Source organism: Sivoneniella epilithica UHCC 1019 (genome assembly GCF_040830845.1).
In the GTDB taxonomy this organism is placed as follows: domain Bacteria; phylum Cyanobacteriota; class Cyanobacteriia; order Leptolyngbyales; family Leptolyngbyaceae; genus ULC077BIN1.
In genome coordinates this window covers 13,641-34,092 of the sequence record NZ_JBFPDP010000039.1, presented here as the reverse complement: position 1 = coordinate 34,092, position 20,452 = coordinate 13,641, and the positions used below count along the sequence as shown (strand labels likewise).

At 47.5% G+C, this 20,452-nt stretch carries 9 protein-coding genes; 6 read left to right on the top strand and 3 right to left on the bottom strand.

Features of this window, described 5'->3' with window-relative positions; all coding sequences use genetic code 11:
* The first annotated feature begins 406 nt into the window (after window positions 1-406).
* From AB3R30_RS19915 to AB3R30_RS19890, 6 genes are all read left to right on the top strand, one after another.
* Complete coding sequence (locus tag AB3R30_RS19915; protein WP_458650969.1) at window positions 407-3,217, top strand: hybrid sensor histidine kinase/response regulator; 2,811 nt, start codon at window positions 407-409, stop codon at window positions 3,215-3,217.
* Complete coding sequence (locus AB3R30_RS19910) at window positions 3,210-4,547, top strand: sensor histidine kinase (RefSeq protein ID WP_458650968.1); 1,338 nt, start codon at window positions 3,210-3,212, stop codon at window positions 4,545-4,547. Before AB3R30_RS19915 ends, AB3R30_RS19910 begins: the two co-directional genes overlap by 8 nt.
* Window positions 4,548-4,699: 152 nt before the next feature.
* Window positions 4,700-6,904 (top strand): ComEC/Rec2 family competence protein, encoded by a 2,205-nt coding sequence (locus AB3R30_RS19905; RefSeq protein ID WP_458650967.1) that lies wholly within the window; start codon window positions 4,700-4,702, stop codon window positions 6,902-6,904.
* Window positions 6,905-7,167: 263 nt separating this feature from the next.
* A complete protein-coding gene (locus tag AB3R30_RS19900) occupies window positions 7,168-9,594 on the top strand; it encodes a hypothetical protein (protein ID WP_458650966.1) in 2,427 nt (808 codons plus the stop codon).
* Window positions 9,594-10,517 carry a hypothetical protein gene (locus AB3R30_RS19895; RefSeq protein WP_458650965.1) on the top strand — a complete coding sequence of 308 codons (924 nt, stop codon included), beginning with the start codon at window positions 9,594-9,596 and terminating at the stop codon, window positions 10,515-10,517. Before AB3R30_RS19900 ends, AB3R30_RS19895 begins: the two co-directional genes overlap by 1 nt.
* Window positions 10,518-10,550: 33 nt before the next feature.
* Window positions 10,551-16,907, top strand: coding sequence for a DEAD/DEAH box helicase (locus tag AB3R30_RS19890; RefSeq protein WP_458650964.1), 6,357 nt, complete (start codon window positions 10,551-10,553; stop codon window positions 16,905-16,907).
* A gap of 275 nt (window positions 16,908-17,182) precedes the next feature.
* Here AB3R30_RS19890 and AB3R30_RS19885 read toward each other — a convergent pair whose 3' ends face one another.
* The 3 genes from AB3R30_RS19885 to AB3R30_RS19875 are packed head-to-tail and all read right to left on the bottom strand — an operon-like array spanning window position 17,183 to window position 20,444.
* Window positions 17,183-19,216 (bottom strand): hypothetical protein, encoded by a 2,034-nt coding sequence (locus tag AB3R30_RS19885; protein WP_458650963.1) that lies wholly within the window; start codon window positions 19,214-19,216, stop codon window positions 17,183-17,185.
* Entirely contained in the window at window positions 19,213-19,482 is a 270-nt protein-coding gene (locus AB3R30_RS19880; RefSeq protein WP_458650962.1) for a hypothetical protein, read from the bottom strand. Before AB3R30_RS19880 ends, AB3R30_RS19885 begins: the two co-directional genes overlap by 4 nt.
* Complete coding sequence (locus AB3R30_RS19875; protein WP_458650961.1) at window positions 19,482-20,444, bottom strand: hypothetical protein; 963 nt, start codon at window positions 20,442-20,444, stop codon at window positions 19,482-19,484. The genes AB3R30_RS19880 and AB3R30_RS19875 overlap by 1 nt, the downstream gene beginning before the upstream one ends.
* Window positions 20,445-20,452 lie beyond the last annotated feature (8 nt).

Below are 20,452 nucleotides of genomic sequence, written 5' to 3'. Positions count from 1 at the left end.
CTGATAAGTCAGCGCACGCGATCGCCACCACTTTTAAGCGTATATTCAAATTCTGATCCTTCTGCAAGTTAGACTCTGCAACACTATGACAGATTTATGACAGATTGAGGAAATCATTTAAGTAAACTGCTACAGCCATCGCCGATTGGTTTGGGCGTTTAGGCGCTCTTGAGAGGATTAAAGACATTGCCCTCAAAAATCGCACGTCATCGCAAATTGGCTCCGCTGATGACCTTGTTATACTGCTGAGTTCTTTGTGAGAGCGCAGTTATTAAGAGTATCTGCGTGAAACAATGGCTAAGTAAGCGGTAGTCTTTGATCTCAATGGGGTTGGGAGGATGGTTGGTGGAGTGCGATCGCCCTTGAATTTGAGCCAGAACGATCGCCTGTTAGCGCTCTCAAATAGATGGGCATCCTAACAAGGAACATTCTGCTAGACAGAATCCTTTTCACACCAGAAGCCACCGCCATGCCTCTTCCAGCCAAACCTAAGCGCAAACTTTCCCTGCGATCGCTCCTGATTGTCCCATTTGTCCTCCAAATCTTCGCCGCCGTTGGACTGACCGGATATATTTCCCTGCGGAACGGGCAGAAAGCAGTCAATGATGTTGCCAGTCAGTTACGTCACGAGATGAGCGATCGACTCAACCTGCAAGTTCTGAACTATTTAAAAGAACCTTATATTGCCGGACAAGTGATCGTAGCTGCGGCTCAAGAGGGTCAGCTTGATGTAACAGATTTCACCAAACTGGAGCGAACATTGTGGCGGTTAGTCAGCCAAAATACGGTCGAAGACATGCAAATTGGTTTGTCTGACGGTACAAGTATCGCCGTAGAGGATACACTCGACGACGGCATCGTTTCCCGGATCAGTAACAAAGCGCGTCTACCTCAGCGCCTATTCTACCAACTTGATGATCAAGGGAAACGGATCGCGCTGCTCAAAACTCAGGCAAAGTTTGACCCCCGACCCCGACCCTGGTATCAGGTTGTACAAAAAGCCAGAAAACCAGCCTGGACATCTCAGCCCTACTTCGGCAGTTCGTCTAAGACGGCTTCAATGTCCTTGTCCCAGCCGATCTACAAGAACGATGGAACATTACTGGGTGTGCAAAAAAGCACCTTTCGGATTGTCAAGATTCATCGGTTTCTGAGCGAGTTGAAGGTGGGTCAAACAGGGCAAACGTTTATTATTGATCGATCGGGCAACCTGATTGCCAGTTCAACCATCAAACAGCCTTACATTCTGGATTTTAAAAACGAAGAGTTGCAACAAATTCCTGCCGTCAAGGCTGAAAGTTCTGTAATTCGTACTACGGCGCAAGCCATCCTTGATCGGTTTGGTAACTTTAATGCCATTCAGCAAAGTCAACAGCTTGATTTTATGCTGGACAATCAGCGGCAGTTCGTTCAAGTTTCAGCCATTCAAGACGAACAAGGTATTAACTGGTTGAGCGTCGTTGTTGTGCCCGAATCAGATTTTATGGCACAAATCAATGCCAATACTCGCAGCACAATTTTGCTGTGCTTAGGTGCTCTGGCAGCGACAACAGCACTAGGTTTTTTGACTTCGCGCTGGATTACCAAACCGATTTTGCAACTCCAAAAAGCGAGTCAGGCGATTAGCTCCGGACACCTCGATCAAACAGTTCAGGTGCAAGGGATCTATGAATTAGAATCGCTGGCAGATTCCTTTAACCAGATGGCGGGTCAACTCAAAACCTCTTTTGTCGAACTGGAAACCCGGGTTGAGGAACGCACCGCCGAACTGCAAGCAGCAAAACTGGTAGCCGATCGCGCGAACCAAGCAAAAAGCGAGTTTCTCGCTAACATGAGTCATGAACTCCGCACTCCCCTCAACGGCATTCTGGGCTATGCTCAAATCCTTAACCGCTCCAAAGCGTTGCCAATCAAAGAACGGCATGGGGTAGAAATCATTTATCAGTGTGGTTCTCATTTGCTAACGCTGATCAACGATGTGCTGGACTTGTCTAAAATTGAAGCCCGCAAACTAGAACTCGCACCGAAAGCAATTCACTTTCCCTCCTTCCTCCAGGGGGTCGCGGAAATCTGCCGCATTCGTGCTGACCAACAAGGCATTGACTTCGTTTACGATCCTGATCCGCAGTTGCCGCAAGGAATTTTTGCCGATGAAAAACGGCTGCGTCAGGTCTTACTCAATTTGTTAGGAAATGCGATCAAATTCACCGACAACGGTGCTGTGACGCTCAAGGTTGCCGTGACAAAGCCTGCCAATTTGTCCAGTCGGATCAAATTTCAAGTCGAAGATACGGGCGTTGGCATTGCGCCTGACCAATTGGATAAAATCTTTCAGGCGTTTGAACAAGTGGGCGATCGCAAGCGCCAAGCTGAGGGTACAGGTTTAGGACTGGCAATCAGCCAACGAATTGTCCAACTGATGAACGGACAAATCCAGGTGAAGAGCCAACCTGGAGTCGGCAGTGACTTCTGGTTTGAGGTAGAACTCCCGATCGCCACTGATTGGGCACAGCAAAACTCCATCACGACTGGAAAACAAATTATTGGCTATGCAGGACAACGACGCAGCATTCTGGTAGTAGACGATCGCTGGGAAAACCGAGCCGTTCTTGTCAACTTGCTAGAGCCACTGGGATTTCAACTGGTTGAAGCCGAAAATGGACAAGCAGGGTTGGAAAAAATCCGCCAGTCTCAACCTGACTTAGTGATTACAGACTTGGCGATGCCTGTCATGGATGGCTTTGAACTCCTCAAACAAATCCGCAGTAGCAATGATTTGCAACACCAGAAGATCATTGTCTCCTCAGCGTCAGTGGCACAAATTGATCGACAGATGAGCTTAGATGCAGGGGGCAATGATTTCCTAGCAAAGCCAGTGGAAATCAGTGAATTATTTAACCTCTTAGCTGCTCATTTGGCATTGAAGTGGAACTACGAGACAGCCTCAAACGATTCTCAGCCATCCACGACCACAACTGGATTGCAGAACCCAGAGGCGATTATTCTTCCTGACCCTCTAGCGTTAAAGACGTTATTGGAACTGGCACAGCAAGGCAACTTAAAACGGCTCCGAGAATACACAGAGCAGATTGCTGACGCTAACTCTCGCTACGCTGATTTTGCCGCCCAAATTCTTCAGCTTGCTAGGCAATTTAAAGTCGAAGAGATTGAAGCGTTGTTGAAACAGTATCTGACACAGGAGAAAGCCGATGTCTAATTCGGAATTAATTCTGGTGGTGGATGATACTCCTGCGAACTTAGAAGTGGTGTGTGAAATCTTAGGAGATGCAGGGTACGAGGTCGCAACTGCGATCAACGGCGATCGCGCCCTGAAGCGAGTCCAAGCCCACCCTCCCGATCTAATCTTGCTTGATGTCCAAATGCCAGGAATTGATGGCTTTGAAACCTGCCAATGTCTCAAGGCAGATCCTACAACAGCCAGTATTCCTGTCATTTTTATGACCGCTCTCTCTGATGCCGATAGTAAGGAGAAAGGATTTGTCTTGGGTGCTGTGGACTACATCACCAAGCCCTTTCAAGAGAAGGAGATGCTAAGACGGGTGAAAACTCATTTGCAGTTACGGCAATTAACTAAAAATCTAGAACAACGTGTCGCTGAGCAAACGGCTGATTTAGAATCAGCATTCACACAACTGCAACACTCTCAGCTTCAGTTAGTCCACCGCGAAAAGATGTCTGCTTTGGGCAATTTAGTGGCGGGTGTCGCGCACGAGATTAATAACCCGCTTGGCTTTATTGCTGGCAATTTGAAACCCGCTCAGGACTACATTAAAGACCTGTTTCGACTGATTGATCTCTACCAAAAAGAACTCTCTCATCCGAGTCTCACAATCCAGTCATGCGTGGAGGAAATGGACTTAGAATACTTACGAGCGGATTTACCCAAGTTGATCGATTCGATGCAACAAGGAGTCGATCGCATCCGCACCATCAGCACCAGTTTAAGAACCTTCTCGCGTTCTGATTGCGATCGCCCCATTCTTTGCAACATCCACGATGGCATTGACAGCACAATCTTGATTCTCAAGCACCGCCTCAAAGCCAACGAATCTCGCCCAGAAATTGCAGTTATCACAAACTATGGGGATCTGCCACCGATAGAATGCTTCGCCGGACAGTTGAATCAGGTCTTTATGAATTTGCTGGCAAATGCGATTGATGCGCTGGAAGATTCCAATGAAGGATGCCGCTTTGCAGACATTCAAGCCAATTCCAATCAAATCATCATCAAGACAGAATTATCTGAGGATCGGCAGCAGTGTATGGTCCGAATTCAAGATAACGGGATTGGCATGACGGATGCGGTGAGGCACAAAATCTTTGAGCATCTGTTTACTACCAAAGGCGTAGGTCAGGGGACAGGGCTAGGACTGGCGATCGCTCGTCAAATCATCGTTGAGAAGCACTTTGGAACGGTAGAAGTAAACTCAATTTTAGGTCAAGGTACAGAATTTATAATTTCAATTCCGGTGCGGGCGATCGCTGTAAAAAACAGTCAGGGAGCGATCTGCGTTGGCGCAGCATAACACTGATTATGGTGCTGCTGATTGTTCATGCCGCATTTGACTTGAAGCTAGGACTTTCGATTTGATTTTTTCAATTTAACTTTTTAGATGGGCACTCTAACGAGAACCTCAAGGGTTGGCTTGAGGTTTTTTGTTGAGATCAGGGTGCGTTCATGGGTTCTGTCACTACAATTATTTGGTGTTTGGCATACATTTTAGGATTACTTGCTACAGCGCATCCTTGGGGCGGATGGATGCTGTTGATCGGGGCAATGGGCATCGGGTTGACGATTCGGCGAGTCTGGAGAGGCGCACCCAAATTTCCGGTGTGGCTGGTGGCAGGGGCGATCGCTTTTGCTGCAACGTTTTACTTTCAAGCCCGGATTCCTTATCCAGCGGCAAATGATATTAGTCGATTGGTTACGTCCGAAAGCTCATCCTTAAACGTATTGGTGGAAGGACGAGTCAACAGCTTGCCCCGTCTTACCCGCAGCCAAAAAGCGCAGTTTTGGTTAGAAGCAAAACGGATCGCCCCGATTGGCGAAGGCAAACCCCTTAGCGGCAAGCTTTATGTCACAGTGCCGCCTGATCAGGCAAAAGACCTGCATCCGGGGCAAATCGTCGGCGTAGATGGGGCGCTCTACCTACCCAAACCCGCTACGAATCCTGGTGGCTTTGACTTTAAGAATTATTTGCAGCAAGAGGGCAGTTTTGCAGGATTGCGCGGAACCCAGGTGAGTGTGTTGAAACCTTCAACGGGCTGGGGTTGGTGGCAAGTGCAGCAACGAATTGTGCGATCGCAACTGTTAGGGGCTGGCACTCCTGAAGGCGCACTGATTAGCTCAATGGTCTTGGGCAGTAAAGCCGTTGATTTGCCCTTCGACATTAAGGATACATTTGTGCGCGTCGGTCTTGCCCATGCGCTAGCGGCTTCTGGGTTTCAAACTTCGTTGATTTTGGGCGTAGTCTTGGCGTTAACCCGCCGCTGGTCTGAACGAGTACAGTTTTTGGCAGGCACGATTTCCCTTGTCAGTTTCGTCGGTCTAGCGGGATTGCAGCCTGCGGTGTTACGGGCAGCAATCATGGGGTTTGGTGGTTTAGTTGCCCTGCTACTGGGGCGTAAAGTGAAGCCGCTGGGTTCCATGCTGGTGACGGCGACTCTGTTACTGGTGATCAATCCGCAATGGATTTTTAATTTGGGTTTTCAACTCAGCTTTCTTGCCACAATGGGACTGTTGATTACAGTGCCACCATTGACGAAAAAATTGGATTGGCTGCCCAGCGCGATCGCCCCTCTCATCGCCGTTCCCATTGCTGCCTATGGGTGGACTTTGCCACTCCAACTTGGGGCATTTGGCGTACTGTCTCCCTACAGCATTCCAGCAAATATTCTCACATCGCCGTTTATTTCGCTAATCAGCTTGGGCGGCATGGCGAGTGCTCTGGCATCGCTGCTCTGGTCACCCGCCGGAAGTGCGCTGGCATGGCTGTTGAAATATCCTACTCAGGGACTGATTGCGATCGTTCATGGGTTTGCTCAGCTTCCCGGAAATGGGTTCGCAGTCGGCACAATTTCGGTGCTGACAGTGATTGGGCTATATGTGCTATTGGGCTTGGTAACGGTGCATCCTTTTTGGCAACGGCGCTGGTGGATCGCACTGATGTTGGGAATTGTCGTAACGTTAATTCCTCTGATAGCGGGAGCCAATCTGACACAGGTGAATGTGTTGGCAACCGATCGCGACCCGGTGATGGTGATTCGAGATCGCGGTCGAGTGGTGATTGTCAACAGCAATGATGAAAAAACCGTGCAGTTTACGCTACTGCCGTTTCTGCAAAAAATGGGCGTGAACCAAATTCACCTGGCGATCGCGATGAATGCCACGGCTCCGATGGACGGCTGGCAAGCACTGGTCGAAAAAATTCCCATCAAAACGCTGGTAGCATCCTCTAACCTGCCGCCCAGTCATAACACGCCATCCAAAATACTGCCGTTCAATCAAGGAGTACAACTTGGCACCATGCAGGTACGGTTACTTCAAGCAAAGCCGGGTTTAGTTGCTCAAATGACACTCGGTAAGCAAACTTGGCTCTGGCTGGGAAATTTGAATTTTAACCAACAGGAAGCTCTGCTTCAAACCACGATTCCTCCTGCCCAAGTGATGCTCTGGTCAAGCGCGTCGCTCAGCCCAAAGTTGATCGAAAAAGTGCGCCCCAAAACCGCGATCGCCACTGGCAAAGGCGTAAACCCCGAAACCATTGCCTACCTCAAACAGCAAAACATTTCTCTCTATCAAACCCAGCAAGACGGCGGCATCCAATGGACACCCACTAGCGGCTTTGATACAACTTTAGACTCTAATGCACCGTCTTTATAACCATCGGTTAAGTTTGATATGACCTGTAAAAGTGAACGAAAAAATGTAGGCGATGAGGTGGTTAGATGGCTCCGCGCAGTTCTTTGGCACTCGTCCTTCAAGTTTGTCAATGAGTGCAAAATCATCCAAAAAGTAATTGGAAGTGCCTAGGGGCATTTGCCAAAGGGCGTATCATAACTTTATTTCCTTTGTGGTTTCTTTCCTGGTGCTTGGGCATTCTTACTGAATAGAAACCTAAGCAGGCATGGCAGGAAACTGAACCAATGGATTTCTCTCGACCGGGGCAAGCAAAGCAAATTTGGCAGCAGCTTCAGATTGAACAATACTGGGAGCATCACGATCGCCCTTCAGGTCAGCGATTCTTGGGCAGTATTCAGATATCGAAGCAAGACTCAGATCAATTGTTAGATATTACTGCTCGAAACTTAAGTTGTGTCGAGCCCCTGACATTTGATCGCTTGTCCGATCTGTTTGATACCCATGACTCACAAAGATATTGGATTAGAATTATCACGCTGGCATTGTCAGAATATGCGTACTATAACGAAGGTGATGCTGGATTTTGGCAAGGAGTATGCGATCGCCTTAATTTACCAAGGACTCAGGGCGTTCAAAGTGCGTTTAGATCTGTTCTTGATCAAGGATTTCAGCTTTGGGGATTGGTAACAACCCAACAGCGTAATCACTATGTTTCGACGCTGTGGCTACAAAGTGGAATTCCCCAGCAAAATCTAAGGCATTTTGCACAATTATTAGAAGAACTTTCTGGGCAGTATGACTGGTGGGATATTGCTCATGCTGACCCAGAAGATTTATCTCAATTGCTGTATGAGTTGTGCCAGGAGTATCACCCTCAATGGGGAAAATTGATCACGTTTCTTAGAAGTAGTTGTAAGGACGATGATGAGGAAGCGGCACCAATTGCAGGAGAACTCCTTCAGGGACTTGCAATCGTTGCTCAAGCACTAGAAAGACAAGGATTGCAGTCAACAGTGTTGCAAGATGCTCATCAACGAGAACAATTACTGCAAAATTTTTGCTTACCTAACACCTTCTTTCTTCGCAATTGGGATAATTTGGTTCGAGTTCTTACACCACGGGGACAAAACTCGACTCATCGACGCAACATTATCAGTCTACGCAAGAAACCACTCTTACTAATGCTGGATATTGCTGATTCAATGGATATTCAGCTTGTTTTACCTGCTCAAACGCTCTGGAAGTCCGACTGGCGAAACTTGCGGGGATCTTATGGTCAAATTCAAGAGCAAGGTTGGGAAACCACGTTACCAATGGATGGGGCATTGGTAATACCGGAACTGAACCTGCCGATTAGTCAGATATCGCATGAGTGGATTTGGCATTTGAGATCACACACCAATGCTTCGTTAATCGAATGGCGATGTGAGGGAACTTCACCAGATTTCCCGGTTTTATTTTTTGATGCCTGGACGGGCGATCGCTTAATTCCACCAAATGGGTTGAAAGGCAAAAACGAGATCATCTGCTTTTACAACAGGGCGGCTCAGCTAGAGTTATCGGATGGCGTTGAACTCATTGATAGTTTTGTGCCTTGCAGTATTTCAGGATGGCGAGGGCAGCAGTTGCACCTGAGGAGTGAGCAAGCCCAACTAACGATTCGCTTAACTCACTCTACCAAAATCGTTCACTGGGATAACTCTCAAGCAGACTATCCTCAACTCAGAGGACTCAAACTTAAGCGTAAAGATCCTGTCTATCTGGAAGTGCCATCGATCTGGTATCCTCCCGTGCATTTGCCAAAGACAATCAGTATTCAGGTTGAGGATCTTCATAAGCGTGAAGTTCTTACTACACCGAATGAGCAGGTGAGCTTGCCGGCTCATTCAAAGTGGCAACAGATCGTCTTGGCAAAATGGATTAATCGAGGCGGAAATTACGCAGTGCAATTATGGAGCGGGAGCAGTCACCTACGGCAGAGCGAAGCCTATCGCTGGTATGAAAAATTTGAGTTACGCTCCAGTTTTGCAGTCAGCCAACCATCACCGATTTTGCCCATTCAAGTCTGCGATCGTGAGAATAAACCAATTGCAACTCCGATCCAAGTTGCTTCAACCAGTGAATTTTGGCTAGAAGAGTTAGCTTTACGAGATTTATGGGCACTGGAAGAAGTGAGATTCTTGCTGACGAATGGACAAGAAGCATATCGTTTTGTCAGACAAGCCAATTCTTCAGGCGTTTTGCCCTTCAACTTAGCAGCACTACGCGATGTATTACCCGAATCAGATCGGTACAGTTTGAGTTATCAGTGCCAGGGGCAAGAACGCCACAGCTTACTGGAAATGTCTGCTGAGGAATCGGTAAGCCATATCTGGATGCAGCCGACAATTCACCAACTTCAGGCTTCTCTTTCAGAGAATAACTTAAATAAAGAAGAACCTCAGCGAGATAATCCACCAGCACCTGAATCCTTTATTTATCTCGTCAAGGTTACAGACAGTAGTAAACGTAAAGCTTTTCACAAATTATTTGTACCAGCACTTAAAAGGGCAAAGCTAGAAGAAAAAGTGGTTTTGATCGAAGACAAGCTTCTTAGAGACTTGATTCGGGTTAAGTTACGTAGCCTAGATGATATGTCTAGTTTAAAGGCTGCCATCAACCAGCTTGAGCAGCGTCTTTGTACATTGGTTACCGTAGAGAGGTGGGGGTAATGGTAGAAACAGACAAAATTGTCAAAATTCTGAGCAATCATCGACAACTTCAGGACTTCAAGCGTCCTCAATCTTTGATATTACGCTCAATTATCAGCCTTGTAGAGCATAGCCTGCCCCCAAATCATGCCGTTACTTCTGAGCAAATTCAAGAATGCTTACAAGAACTACAAGCTGAAGAAGAAGTATTAGCAGGCGTGGGGAATCGCTTTTGCATGGCTCCTCCGATGGTGCTGGCACAAGACAAAACGAATCTAACTGGTGTGTTGTTCAGGGGCGATCGCGCCTACTTAAAATTGGCACATCAAGCTATGGGGACTGGGCAACCTATTACCAAAACTGATCTTCATCCTAAAGTTCATGGCTTTGATCAAATTAAAGAACGCTTGAAGAGTTATGGAATTCGACTTCTGACTGTGACAGACAGCGTAGAGCATCTGCCCGTGCCCGAAAAACCCAAACTTTACTTACTCACTGGGTCAGAGCGGAATGAAGACCAATTTCAGTGCTTGCAGGGATCAGGCTTTATCCAAGTCTATATTCCAAAATCCGAGTGGCAGATACAGCGCGATCGCTGGCAGTGTATTACCCAAGCTGATCTCACTGACAGTTCTCTCCTCAAATTATCCACGGGCGAATATCTTTGGCTTGAGGCAGATCAGTTTTATGAATTGACTCCTGATGTCGCAAGTTTGACTCTGTTTTGGTTAGACCAACAGGCAGATTTCCCAATTCTAGTTCCCTGGGATAAGGCTCCGGGTCGGTTGAACTTGCAAGGAATTTCCCTGCCCAGTTCCTATGCCCAATGGCTTTGGCGACTTTCCGAACCTGATCCTGATCAAGCGCGAACACGACTATTCGAGCCATCTCAACGCCCAATCGCTTGCCAAGCATTGACTCGCCTAGGCTGCACCCTAGTCTAATACTGTTCCTCCTTCTCTTCTCGGTTCACAACCATGTCTCAGTACCTTGATCCGATTAATGCAGCTAACCAACCTCGTGAAAACCTGATCCGCTATTTGTTGACTGCCTATCCCTTGCGTGATCTACATCTACGGTATGGGTTCAAACGACTGCTAGAGGAACCGGGCGCGATTGCCCAATATCCTTATCTGGAAGGGGCACAGCCTTACCAAACGGGCAGTAATATTCAGCAACTGGTCAATCAATCTGTATTACATCCAGCCATGGTTCGGATGTTTAAACCGACTCGCCCACTTTACAAACATCAAGAAGAGGCGATTCAAGCGGTCGTAGGGCAACAGGAAAATATTGTTGTCGCCACAGGAACCGGGTCTGGGAAGACCGAATGCTTTTTGATTCCGATGATGGATCACCTGTTAAAGCGTCCAGAAGCCGGAATGCAAGCTCTGATTTTGTACCCGATGAATGCTCTGGTGAATGATCAGATTAAACGGTTGCGACAATTGCTTTGTCAGCAGGGAAACGATCAAGCGCTGATTCGATTTGGGTTTTACACCAGCCGGACTGAGACAGAACCCCAAAAAGCTAAGGAGGCGCTTAAAACAGAACTAGAAGCAAGCGATCGCCAAGAACTTTTGCAACTATTTACAGACGAACAACGGCGATCGCTTGATCTCAGCCGTCCTGAATATCTAGTCAATGCGGCAATGGAACAGGTGCTACGGGTGCAGGCAACTTCACGGCAAGAAATCTGGGGAAATCCGCCTCACATTCTGGTGACGAACTACTCCATGCTAGAGCATATGTTGATCCGTCCGCGAGAACGGGAATCTATTTTTGCCACTGCCCATCACTTTAAGCTGTTGGTTGTAGATGAAGCTCACTCCTACAGTGGCTCAACTGGAACAGAAGTATCCATGCTGATCAAGCGGTTTAAATCTGCGGTCGGTATTGAAGAGGAAGGGCAGATGCAGGGGATTGCCACTAGTGCGACTTTGGGCGATCGCAATGATCCTAATGTCGTCAGTCAAGTGACAGGTTTCGCCAGTGATCTATTCAGCGAACCTTTTAACCAAGTGATTTGGGGCGATCGCGTCAGTGTAGATGAACGATTGGGCAGTCCTTATAAGCTACTCGATGGGATGGCGGAATCAGATATCTATGAATACTTTTACGATCTGGAATTGCCATCCCTGAATGACCCAATTGAGAAATGGCAAGAGCAACTAAGCTATCTTGTGCCCTATCAAATTTTAGCCAATGCAGCCAGTCAGGCAACAGGTGATACGCATCATTTTCTGTGGCTTGCCTTACAACAGCACCCTACCATTCATCGTTTGATTGAAAGCCTGAGCAAAAGCCCCCAACCCTGGAATCATTTGGCGAGATCGCCTCAACTATGGGAAATACCAAGGGCACTGGACGGGACGATCCTGCCGGAAGAAGACGCAAAACTGGAAACCGCACTTTCCCATCTGGTGCAGCTAGGCACCTTGGCACGGCGGCGAGATCCTGATGAGTTACCCCTCCATGAGTTACCCCTCCTTCCAGTCAGACTACATCTGCTCTTCCGCAGTATTGAAGGGCTGTATGCCTGTGTCAATTCAAATTGTTCTGAGGCTCCCCACAATCCCGATTTCTTAGATCGTCCTAAACACTATGGCAAGCTCTACCTCAATAGCAAGACCGATTGCGACTGTTGCGGTGCGCCAGTCATCGAACTATCAAGTTGCCGCAAATGTGGACAGGCATACGGGTTGACCTATCTGGGAAATGGCAATGAACTGCAACTCTTACCCCGTTCGCTGGAAGCAGTCGAAAATAGTAGTTCAATTTATGTCTTGACGACTGGAACGCTTGATAGCGTCACTAACGATGAAGGCGATGACAACGAAGAAGAGGATGATACAGAGCAATCAACTACAGCCAATCTATGCAGCTTCACGATCCACAAAGCGAGTGGAATTAACGGTTGGCTTGGTAAAAAATCAGGAAACCCACCCCATACCTTATCCATTGAGCCTTCATCTGAGTCTTCATCAGATTGGACAATGCACTGGCATCGACCGCCAAAAGCGCAGAATCTTCTGAGTGGATATTTGAACCAATGCCCCGGTTGTGGAGCAAGGAAATCCCACTCTTCTCCAATTGGGCGGTTTGTATCCTACACCGATGCTCCGCTGGAAGTGATGCTCGATAGCCTATTTGAACTCTTGCCAGAACCCGGAGCAGAGTCAACGCAGTACACCAAACGTAAACTCCTCACATTCTCCGATGGTCGTCAAGATGCCGCTTTCTTTGCCTCCGATTTTCAACGCACCCATACCGAAACCCTATATCGTCAACTCGTCTGGCAAGCCTTTGACCATGTTCAGGATCATGGCTTCACTTCGGTCAACCAGGTAGAAGAGAAATTGGTTGAGCAATTTTTAGACATTTCCATTCCTCATCCTGATCGAGATGCAGATAAACACCACCGCAGCTATGTTGCCCATGATGCGAATGAGAAAAGTAGTTTAAATGCGATCGATTGCAAAAAGCGTGCCCAAAGTCGGGCGAAGGAACTTTTGATCCGTGAGTTTGGCTTACCGTCTGCGCGGCGATTTTCCATTGAAGCACTGGGATTACTTGCCTGCCACGTAGAAAACTTTACCCCAACATTTTTGGCACAGGTGACGGGACAGTTTGGCTTAAATGCCTCCGAGGATTACACTGAGGCTCGGATTTTTCTAACAGGCTTAACAGATATGATTCGTCTGATGGGAGCGATTGACCTTCAGGGATCATCCCGTTATTTTCTAGAAACTGGAGGGATGGAAGGGGGGCAACCGGCTCGATTGGATGCCAAGGGTCGCTCCCAAATCTATCTCAAGTTGCGGCGAGATCCTAAAGACAAACAAGCAGTTTCTTTCCTTTGGCGCAAAAATAGCAAGGATGAGCCAACCCAACGACAGAACCAAATTGTGACCTACTACTGGAATTTTCTGAAGGAATTTCCATCTGAGGAGAGTCTGGTGTGGCTATTTGATCAGTTGCTCAAACAAGGAATCTTAGTCAAATATAACGATGGTCGGCAACTCCACTGGGAACTACTTAATCTCAGGCAGACCTCCCAAGATTGGCATCAGTGCAATACCTGTCAACAAATTTTTCATGTTCCTGGACTTTCAGCAGTTAGAGGACAATCACGATTTAGTGTTGATCATTGCCTAGCGCCTCAGTGTGATGGGATTTTGCAATCGTTTAATCCTGATTATTTTGCTGACCATCACTATCGCCATTTGATTCGAGAACGAAAAATCTTACCGTTACGATCACAAGAACATACTGCCCAATTGGGCACGGGAGAATTAGCCAACCGAGAAAATCGGTTTCGTCAAGGAAAGATCAATTTGCTCAGTTGCTCAACTACGCTGGAGATGGGCGTAGACATTGGTGAGTTGCAGGCAGTGGCTCTGCGTAACTTCCCGCCCCATGTAAGTAACTACCAGCAACGAGCAGGGCGGGCAGGACGACGCACGGACGGGGTAGCAATTACGCTGATGTATGGGCAACGCCGCCCCCACGATCGCTACTATTTTGAACAACCAACCCAGCTAATTAATGGTAAAAATCAGGTTCCCAAACTTGATCCCACAAACTTCGAGATTCAGAAACGCCATATCCGCGCTGAACTTTTAGCTGAATTTCTTCGCACCGAGCATGGAGTTGGTGCAGAGAAGGTCATGATGGCTCAGTTTTTGGGGTTACCTGATAACTTTGCTCAAGTGTCGGAAATTTCTGCTGAATCGATGCTCTTAAGGCTCGTCGAGTGGCTGCATGGGCAACAGGCAGGAATCTGCACACAGCAATGGTTAAAACGACTGAAAAGCGAACAACCTGTCGAATTCGTCCAATTCGTCCTTCAGCAATTTGAAGCTGATTTGCAAGCATTTCAGGCTGAGCAGTTGCAAGATTGGAACGGTTTATCAGAACTTTTACAAACTCTGAGACAAGCTGTTCGTGACGCAGAAGATGCCAATGATAGCAAGAAGCAAAAAGCATTGGAGTATAAGCGCGATCGCATTCGAGAAGAACTGGAAAAAATTCAAAAACGTCAACTTCATGAAGAACTGGCAAAAGCCAGTATTCTCCCGATTTATGGGTTCCCAATCGATGTAGTGCAATTGCTTACCAGAGACAGTAAGCAGTTTTCTCAAGGGCAGGGCAAACATCGTCTGCAACGCGATCGCCGTCTTGCTCTAGGAGAGTATGCACCGGGGCAGGAGGTGGTGGTAGACGATCGAGTTCATACCAGTGTTGGCGTGTTGCGCCCAGAAGATTTGCCGAATCGCTTTTACTGGGTCTGTCAATCCTGTAACTTTTTCATGGCAGCCAGTACAGATATAGAACTGCTAACCCGCTTAGGTGAGGCTGAAGGTGATCTGAAATGCCCCGTCTGTCAGGCAAAACCACCGACCAATGAGCAGAAGCCTCGGTCATACAAAATTCCCAAAGCTTTTATGACGGATTGGGGCGACCCGCCAAAAGTGACTCCTTACAGTAAGCCTGCTCGTCAGCCTACCTCTCAGGTATTTCTGGCACAAGAGGGAGATCGCGTAGAGTTTCAATCGACCGAGTTTTTCGAGTTGATTGGGAGCCAAGGCGGACAGTTCTTCTTATCAAATCAGGGACCCTTGAAAGAAGGGAGAGGCTTTAAAAATCGAGGGTTCGCCATCTGTAAAAAGTGTGGGCGTGACCTGAGTGAAGAAGTCCGCGATCAGCAAAAAAGGGGGAAGGGAAAAAAGAAATCTTCTACCAGTAATTCTCGGCAAGTCAGCCATACTCATCCCATCACAGGTAGTTCGTGCGAAGGGTGGTATGAACACACTCATTTGGGACACGAATTTCGCAGTGATCTCCTGAAAATTCGCTTCACCTCTGCCGCAAATCCACCCAATTTGTTGGGTTTGGTGATTCATCTCGATGGAGGGCGAGAAATTCATTCAGACATGGACTTGAGTATTGACCATACAAATACTTCGTCCAGCGGGACTGCATTTTGGCGATCGCTCACCTATGCTTTACTCGCTGCTGCTGCCCAAATTATTGATGTTCCTCGCTCTGAACTTGATGGTCTATTTCGTCCTTTGGAAGGAAGCAACGTAGAAACCGCAGAAATCATTATTTACGACAATGTTCCAGGTGGAGCAGGCTACAGCAAGCGTATTGCTAATCATTTCTCAGAAATCCTGCAACGAGCTTACCAAATTGTTGAATCTTGTAGTTGTAGTAGCAGTTGTTATGACTGTTTAAGAACCTACACGAACCAAATCTTTCATCACGAACTCGATCGCCATGAGGTTTCAAAATTCCTCAGTCCAATTGTCGAGCGTTTGCAACCCGATGAATTGCTCCAATCTTTTGCCCCAGATGCAAACCGAATCAGTTTACCTCGTATGACAGCGTCACTAGACCGCTATTGCACAATGGCAGATGTAAACAGTATTGGCTATTTGCCGAGTATCACCGAACCCTTTACACTCCAGCGATTAACCCAAATTGTTGAGGCATCGGGAAGCAGTAACCCCTTAGAACTGATTGTGACTCATCTACCTGAGCAAGCGAGTGATGACCAAGTGCGGGTCTTACGCAAGCGACTATCTCAGTGGATTGACCAGGGATTTCTTAAGCTGTACGTAACTAGGGCAATCCAATGCCCAACCCTTTGCCTGAGCAGTCAACTCCCCCACCGGATTGCGCTCCAACTTCAGACGAGTAGCAACGGCGAACCAATAGAATGGTTTCAAACTCGTAGCAAAAGTGGTGTCAACCAGGTCTTCCAAGATTTGCAACGGTTCAAATCTGAAGCAACCGTTGTTACCGCAGCAACCTTAGAGGATTCTGATACAGTAGTGATATTTCCGACTTCTAACTGGGAACGCCTAACAATTGAGCAACTCCGCAAAGAACTTGGGCTAGCGCAGGTGTTGCAGGGAAATCAGGTCAAGAAATTGATTTATTGCGATCGCTATCTCAACCAACAAAAACACACTGGATCGGAAATTCTTGCATCTCTCCTTCAAGGCAATTGGTTAAGCGATGATTCTCACCTGACCATCCAGATTCAGCAATCGAAAGAGGAGTATGGTAGTGGAGATACACAGCGCCGCAAGGATATTGAGCGATCGCTATCCAACCTACCTGGACAACTCACAGTCGAAATGCGCCCTTACCTAAAACGTTATCAACCGCTTTTCCCTCATCGACGAGAACTAACCATCTGGCTGCGGAGTAATTTGACTTACCGCATTCTTTTTGATAAGGGTCTAGATTTTCTTAAAAAAGATTCTAATGCTATGTATTGCGTCGAAGAAGAAACCTACATTGTCGTCGCTAAGTTGCCTTGATCTTAAGTATTCAAATATGACTCAATAGGTATGAAGGCAATCGGCAAGAAAAAAGCTAGAAAAGCGATTGAGCTAACCGCCAAAAGGTCACTTGTGAGACAGAAGTTGCTAGCCAGTGGGTCATCTCAGCCGTTAGGTAAATGAGTAGAGATTTCGTTCACCTAGAGTTTATAAAGATTGTAGCGCGGCATTAGGTTTGCGATCTTATCGGGCGTTAGATTCGCGATCTTAAACCTAATGCCAAGGCATATAGTAATGTAGCTTTTTATACGTGGCTAAGGGCTGTAGGAGCCATTCAGGAAGGTGAAGGTGATCGCCCCTTTCTCGTTGGTGATTGTGGAAAGCTCTGGGGGAAGAACTTGGGCTTTTTCCATTCTTTGATAGAGGAAATCAGATCCATAGAACGGAACGATGATTTCGATTTGCTCCTTTGCCAGCTTGGGGATAGTTTGAGTTTTTGCCCCTGCATCCTCGTATTCATGGGTGATTGTGGCGCTGGTGTAGGCAGCGCTTTGAATCTGGGCGATTCCTTCTTTGAGAATATCAGTATTGGCTGTAACGGGCTGATATGACCAACTGAGGAGGGTGGAAACTTCCTCAATGCTGCCTGTATCTTTGGTGCTGGTAAGTGCTTTGGTGCTGCACTCTGCTTTGCTACCGCTGAGGGAAATCAGAGAGGAATTAGCGGGGAATTGGCTGCTATAGAAATACTGCTCTGGGGTGGAGGAACCGCTGATGATTTCGATTTCTGCGGATTCTTTGATAGTTTTGGCGCGAACGGACTGGGCTGAAAATTTGGGATCGGCAACATCAGATTTAGCTTGATTTCGCAGATATGCCGATTCGCCGGAAGCATTGTTGGCTGTGGTGATGGTAGGTCCGCTTGCACCATATATTATTTGATTCACCCCTCCTGATCCACCAACGCTTGCAATAAAAAGGCTGCTACTGGTGGATGCGCTTTCAGTATTTTGATAACTACTGCCCTCGGATTCGGACGCGATAGCTAGATAAATTTCTAGCTGAGAATTCCAGCGAATTGATTCGCTGGCTTGTATTTTGCTAAAGCTATTTTCAGAGAATCCATTGGCGCTAAACTCTGTGAATTGTGAGCCACCAACCTGATAGCCAAAGCTTGGATAATAGCTTACAAAGCCGATTGCAGAAGAGACTTGATTGCCATTTAGATTTGATTGAGTAGATGATTGTGCCGAGAAAATATTCTCGGCTTTTTCTGATGGTGATAGGAAGCTAGGAAATTGAGCAAAGCTGCTTGATGCGCTGAAATTGATGGATGAAATATTCTCCTTTGTGAGGATTGGATACAAAAACTGTACTGTGCCCCCTCCATCGCCAACGCCGCTCCCTCCAGTACTTGTAAGAATCCCCTGCACGGCAAAATCATTCTTGGTTGACGCTTCATACGCGTCAGCGCTGGTGGTTTCGTAGGGGATAGAAATCAATTCCCCATCCGATACCTTGCAAACTTGCTCTTGATCTTTGCCTGTGAAAAACCCGTAGCCGTATGGGGATAGGGCGAAAGGGATGGCGATGCTCCATTGCAGGGTAGAGCAATCGTAATATTCGCAAAGGAATTCTTGCTGATTTGCTGCTTTTTGCCTCATGGTGATTAGGCTACAGAGGAAGCGATCGCCGCCCAAATTATCAATCAGGGCACTTACCAGCACCCAGCCATCTTTGAATTCGCGGATTTTGATGGATAGATTAGGCTTCCAACCGGCTGCATAAAGGCATTGAACGCCGTCTATGGTAGGTCCGGTATAAAGATATTTGATTTTGTTACCCGGTGTGGCGACTGGGGTGCCCGGTGTGCTTGGGCGGACTCGCATCTGATCAATCAGTTTGCCCTTGCGGATGACTGTGGCACCAATGGCGATCGCCCCATTGGTAATTGATTTGCAATTGGGATATTCGGAACTGCCCTCAGTGACTAAATAGCCCTTTTCAGGATCATAGCCTTTAACCACCGTGGGGTTTTTGGGCTTTTTCTGGCTGGCAAGTCTGCGGGCTTGCTTCTGAGCTTGCTTCAGTTTCGATTTTTCTAGAAGTTTATCGCTGGAAAAAATCCACTGGGCAGCGCCCTGACCTTTGTAGATTTGAATTTGCTGCCCTAGGGCGAAATTATCAAAGGCAATTTCGCCATCCACGTAAATATTTTGGGAGCCTTTGACTTCAAACCTTTTGCCGTAGGGCTTCGAGGGATTAAAGGCTGCGAGTGTGCCTTTGATCCCCGTATCTTCGGCTCCGGCTAGCAGTTCCTCTAGCAGCTTTTGTTTTTCAGGCGTCATAGGGCATCAAATAAATATTGACCATTTTCGCCCTCAAACACTGCCACATCGCCTTCTGAGATGGCATCTGGGGAGATGAACTCGCCATCCACTAGGCTCTCGGTGCCCAACCAAACCGAATACCTACGCCCATAGGGAGCATTAGGCTCATAAAGCCCACTGTACCTGCCCACTTCACGGGGCTTTTCTGGGCGCATTTCCCGCTCCAATCGCACTGCATTTTTTTGAGCGGCTCTTTCTTTGCCAATCAGCCTTGGATCTGCCATCACACACCTGCCAGTGAACCTGCATTGAGGATATTTGAGGGGATTTCAATCCGCTGAGTTTGCCCTGCGGGGATGGTGTAGGGCGTGGGATAGTAATCCCAGCCAATCAAGATTCCTCGCGCATTGCGGAGCCTTACGCCACTGCCAGCACTGGTGATATTGATAATTGATGTGTTGGCGATCGCATCCGCTGCGGTCGTGTGGATGGTGAGAGTCGTCGTGCTCAGCACCCGCGCAAAATAAATGATTGAGATAGAGGTGCCACCCGGCGAGCTACCACCGCTATCAGTTGTGAGCATGACTGGCTCTCCTGTACTCATGCCGTGAGGGGCGCTAGTGGTAATGATTTCGGTGCTGGTATTGATCGCTGAAACGGGCACCGAAGAAAGGGCAACGCCTGAATTGGCGATGGCAAAAACACCCTGGAAAGAAATATCATTTGTGGCGCTGGTAAATCGCACTTCATCAAAAATGGATTCCTCGCGATTATCCGTGCCCGTATCGAAGGTGCTGCCCATTTTTAGGATGTTGGTGCCACTCCCTGTAGTGGTCAAATCCACTGCCAAACCGCCCGAAACGGCTGCCACTTCCATCGTGTTGGTTGTGGGATTTCGGACAAAATACGGTATGCCCATCTGCAAGGGAGATGGCAAGTTGACCGTTGACGCGAAATAGATTTCTTGATTGACCGTGCGGCGATGTTCGGGAATGGTAAGGACATTTCCGGTGGTATCGACTGCTGTGATCCGTTGCCCTCGAATCTGGCGGCTATAGCCGTTATTCGGATTATCTGGAATAATCTCATTTAGCACTAACTGACCGAGATTGGCAGCGGCGGACGGCTCTCCAAAGCCAGAACGAATCAGACAGAAACGTATTTCTGTTGGGGGCGGCGCGGTCAATCCTAGCTCCAACACCTGATGGACATATTTGAGGTAATCGCGGGAATATCGCCAAGCCATAAGCGCTC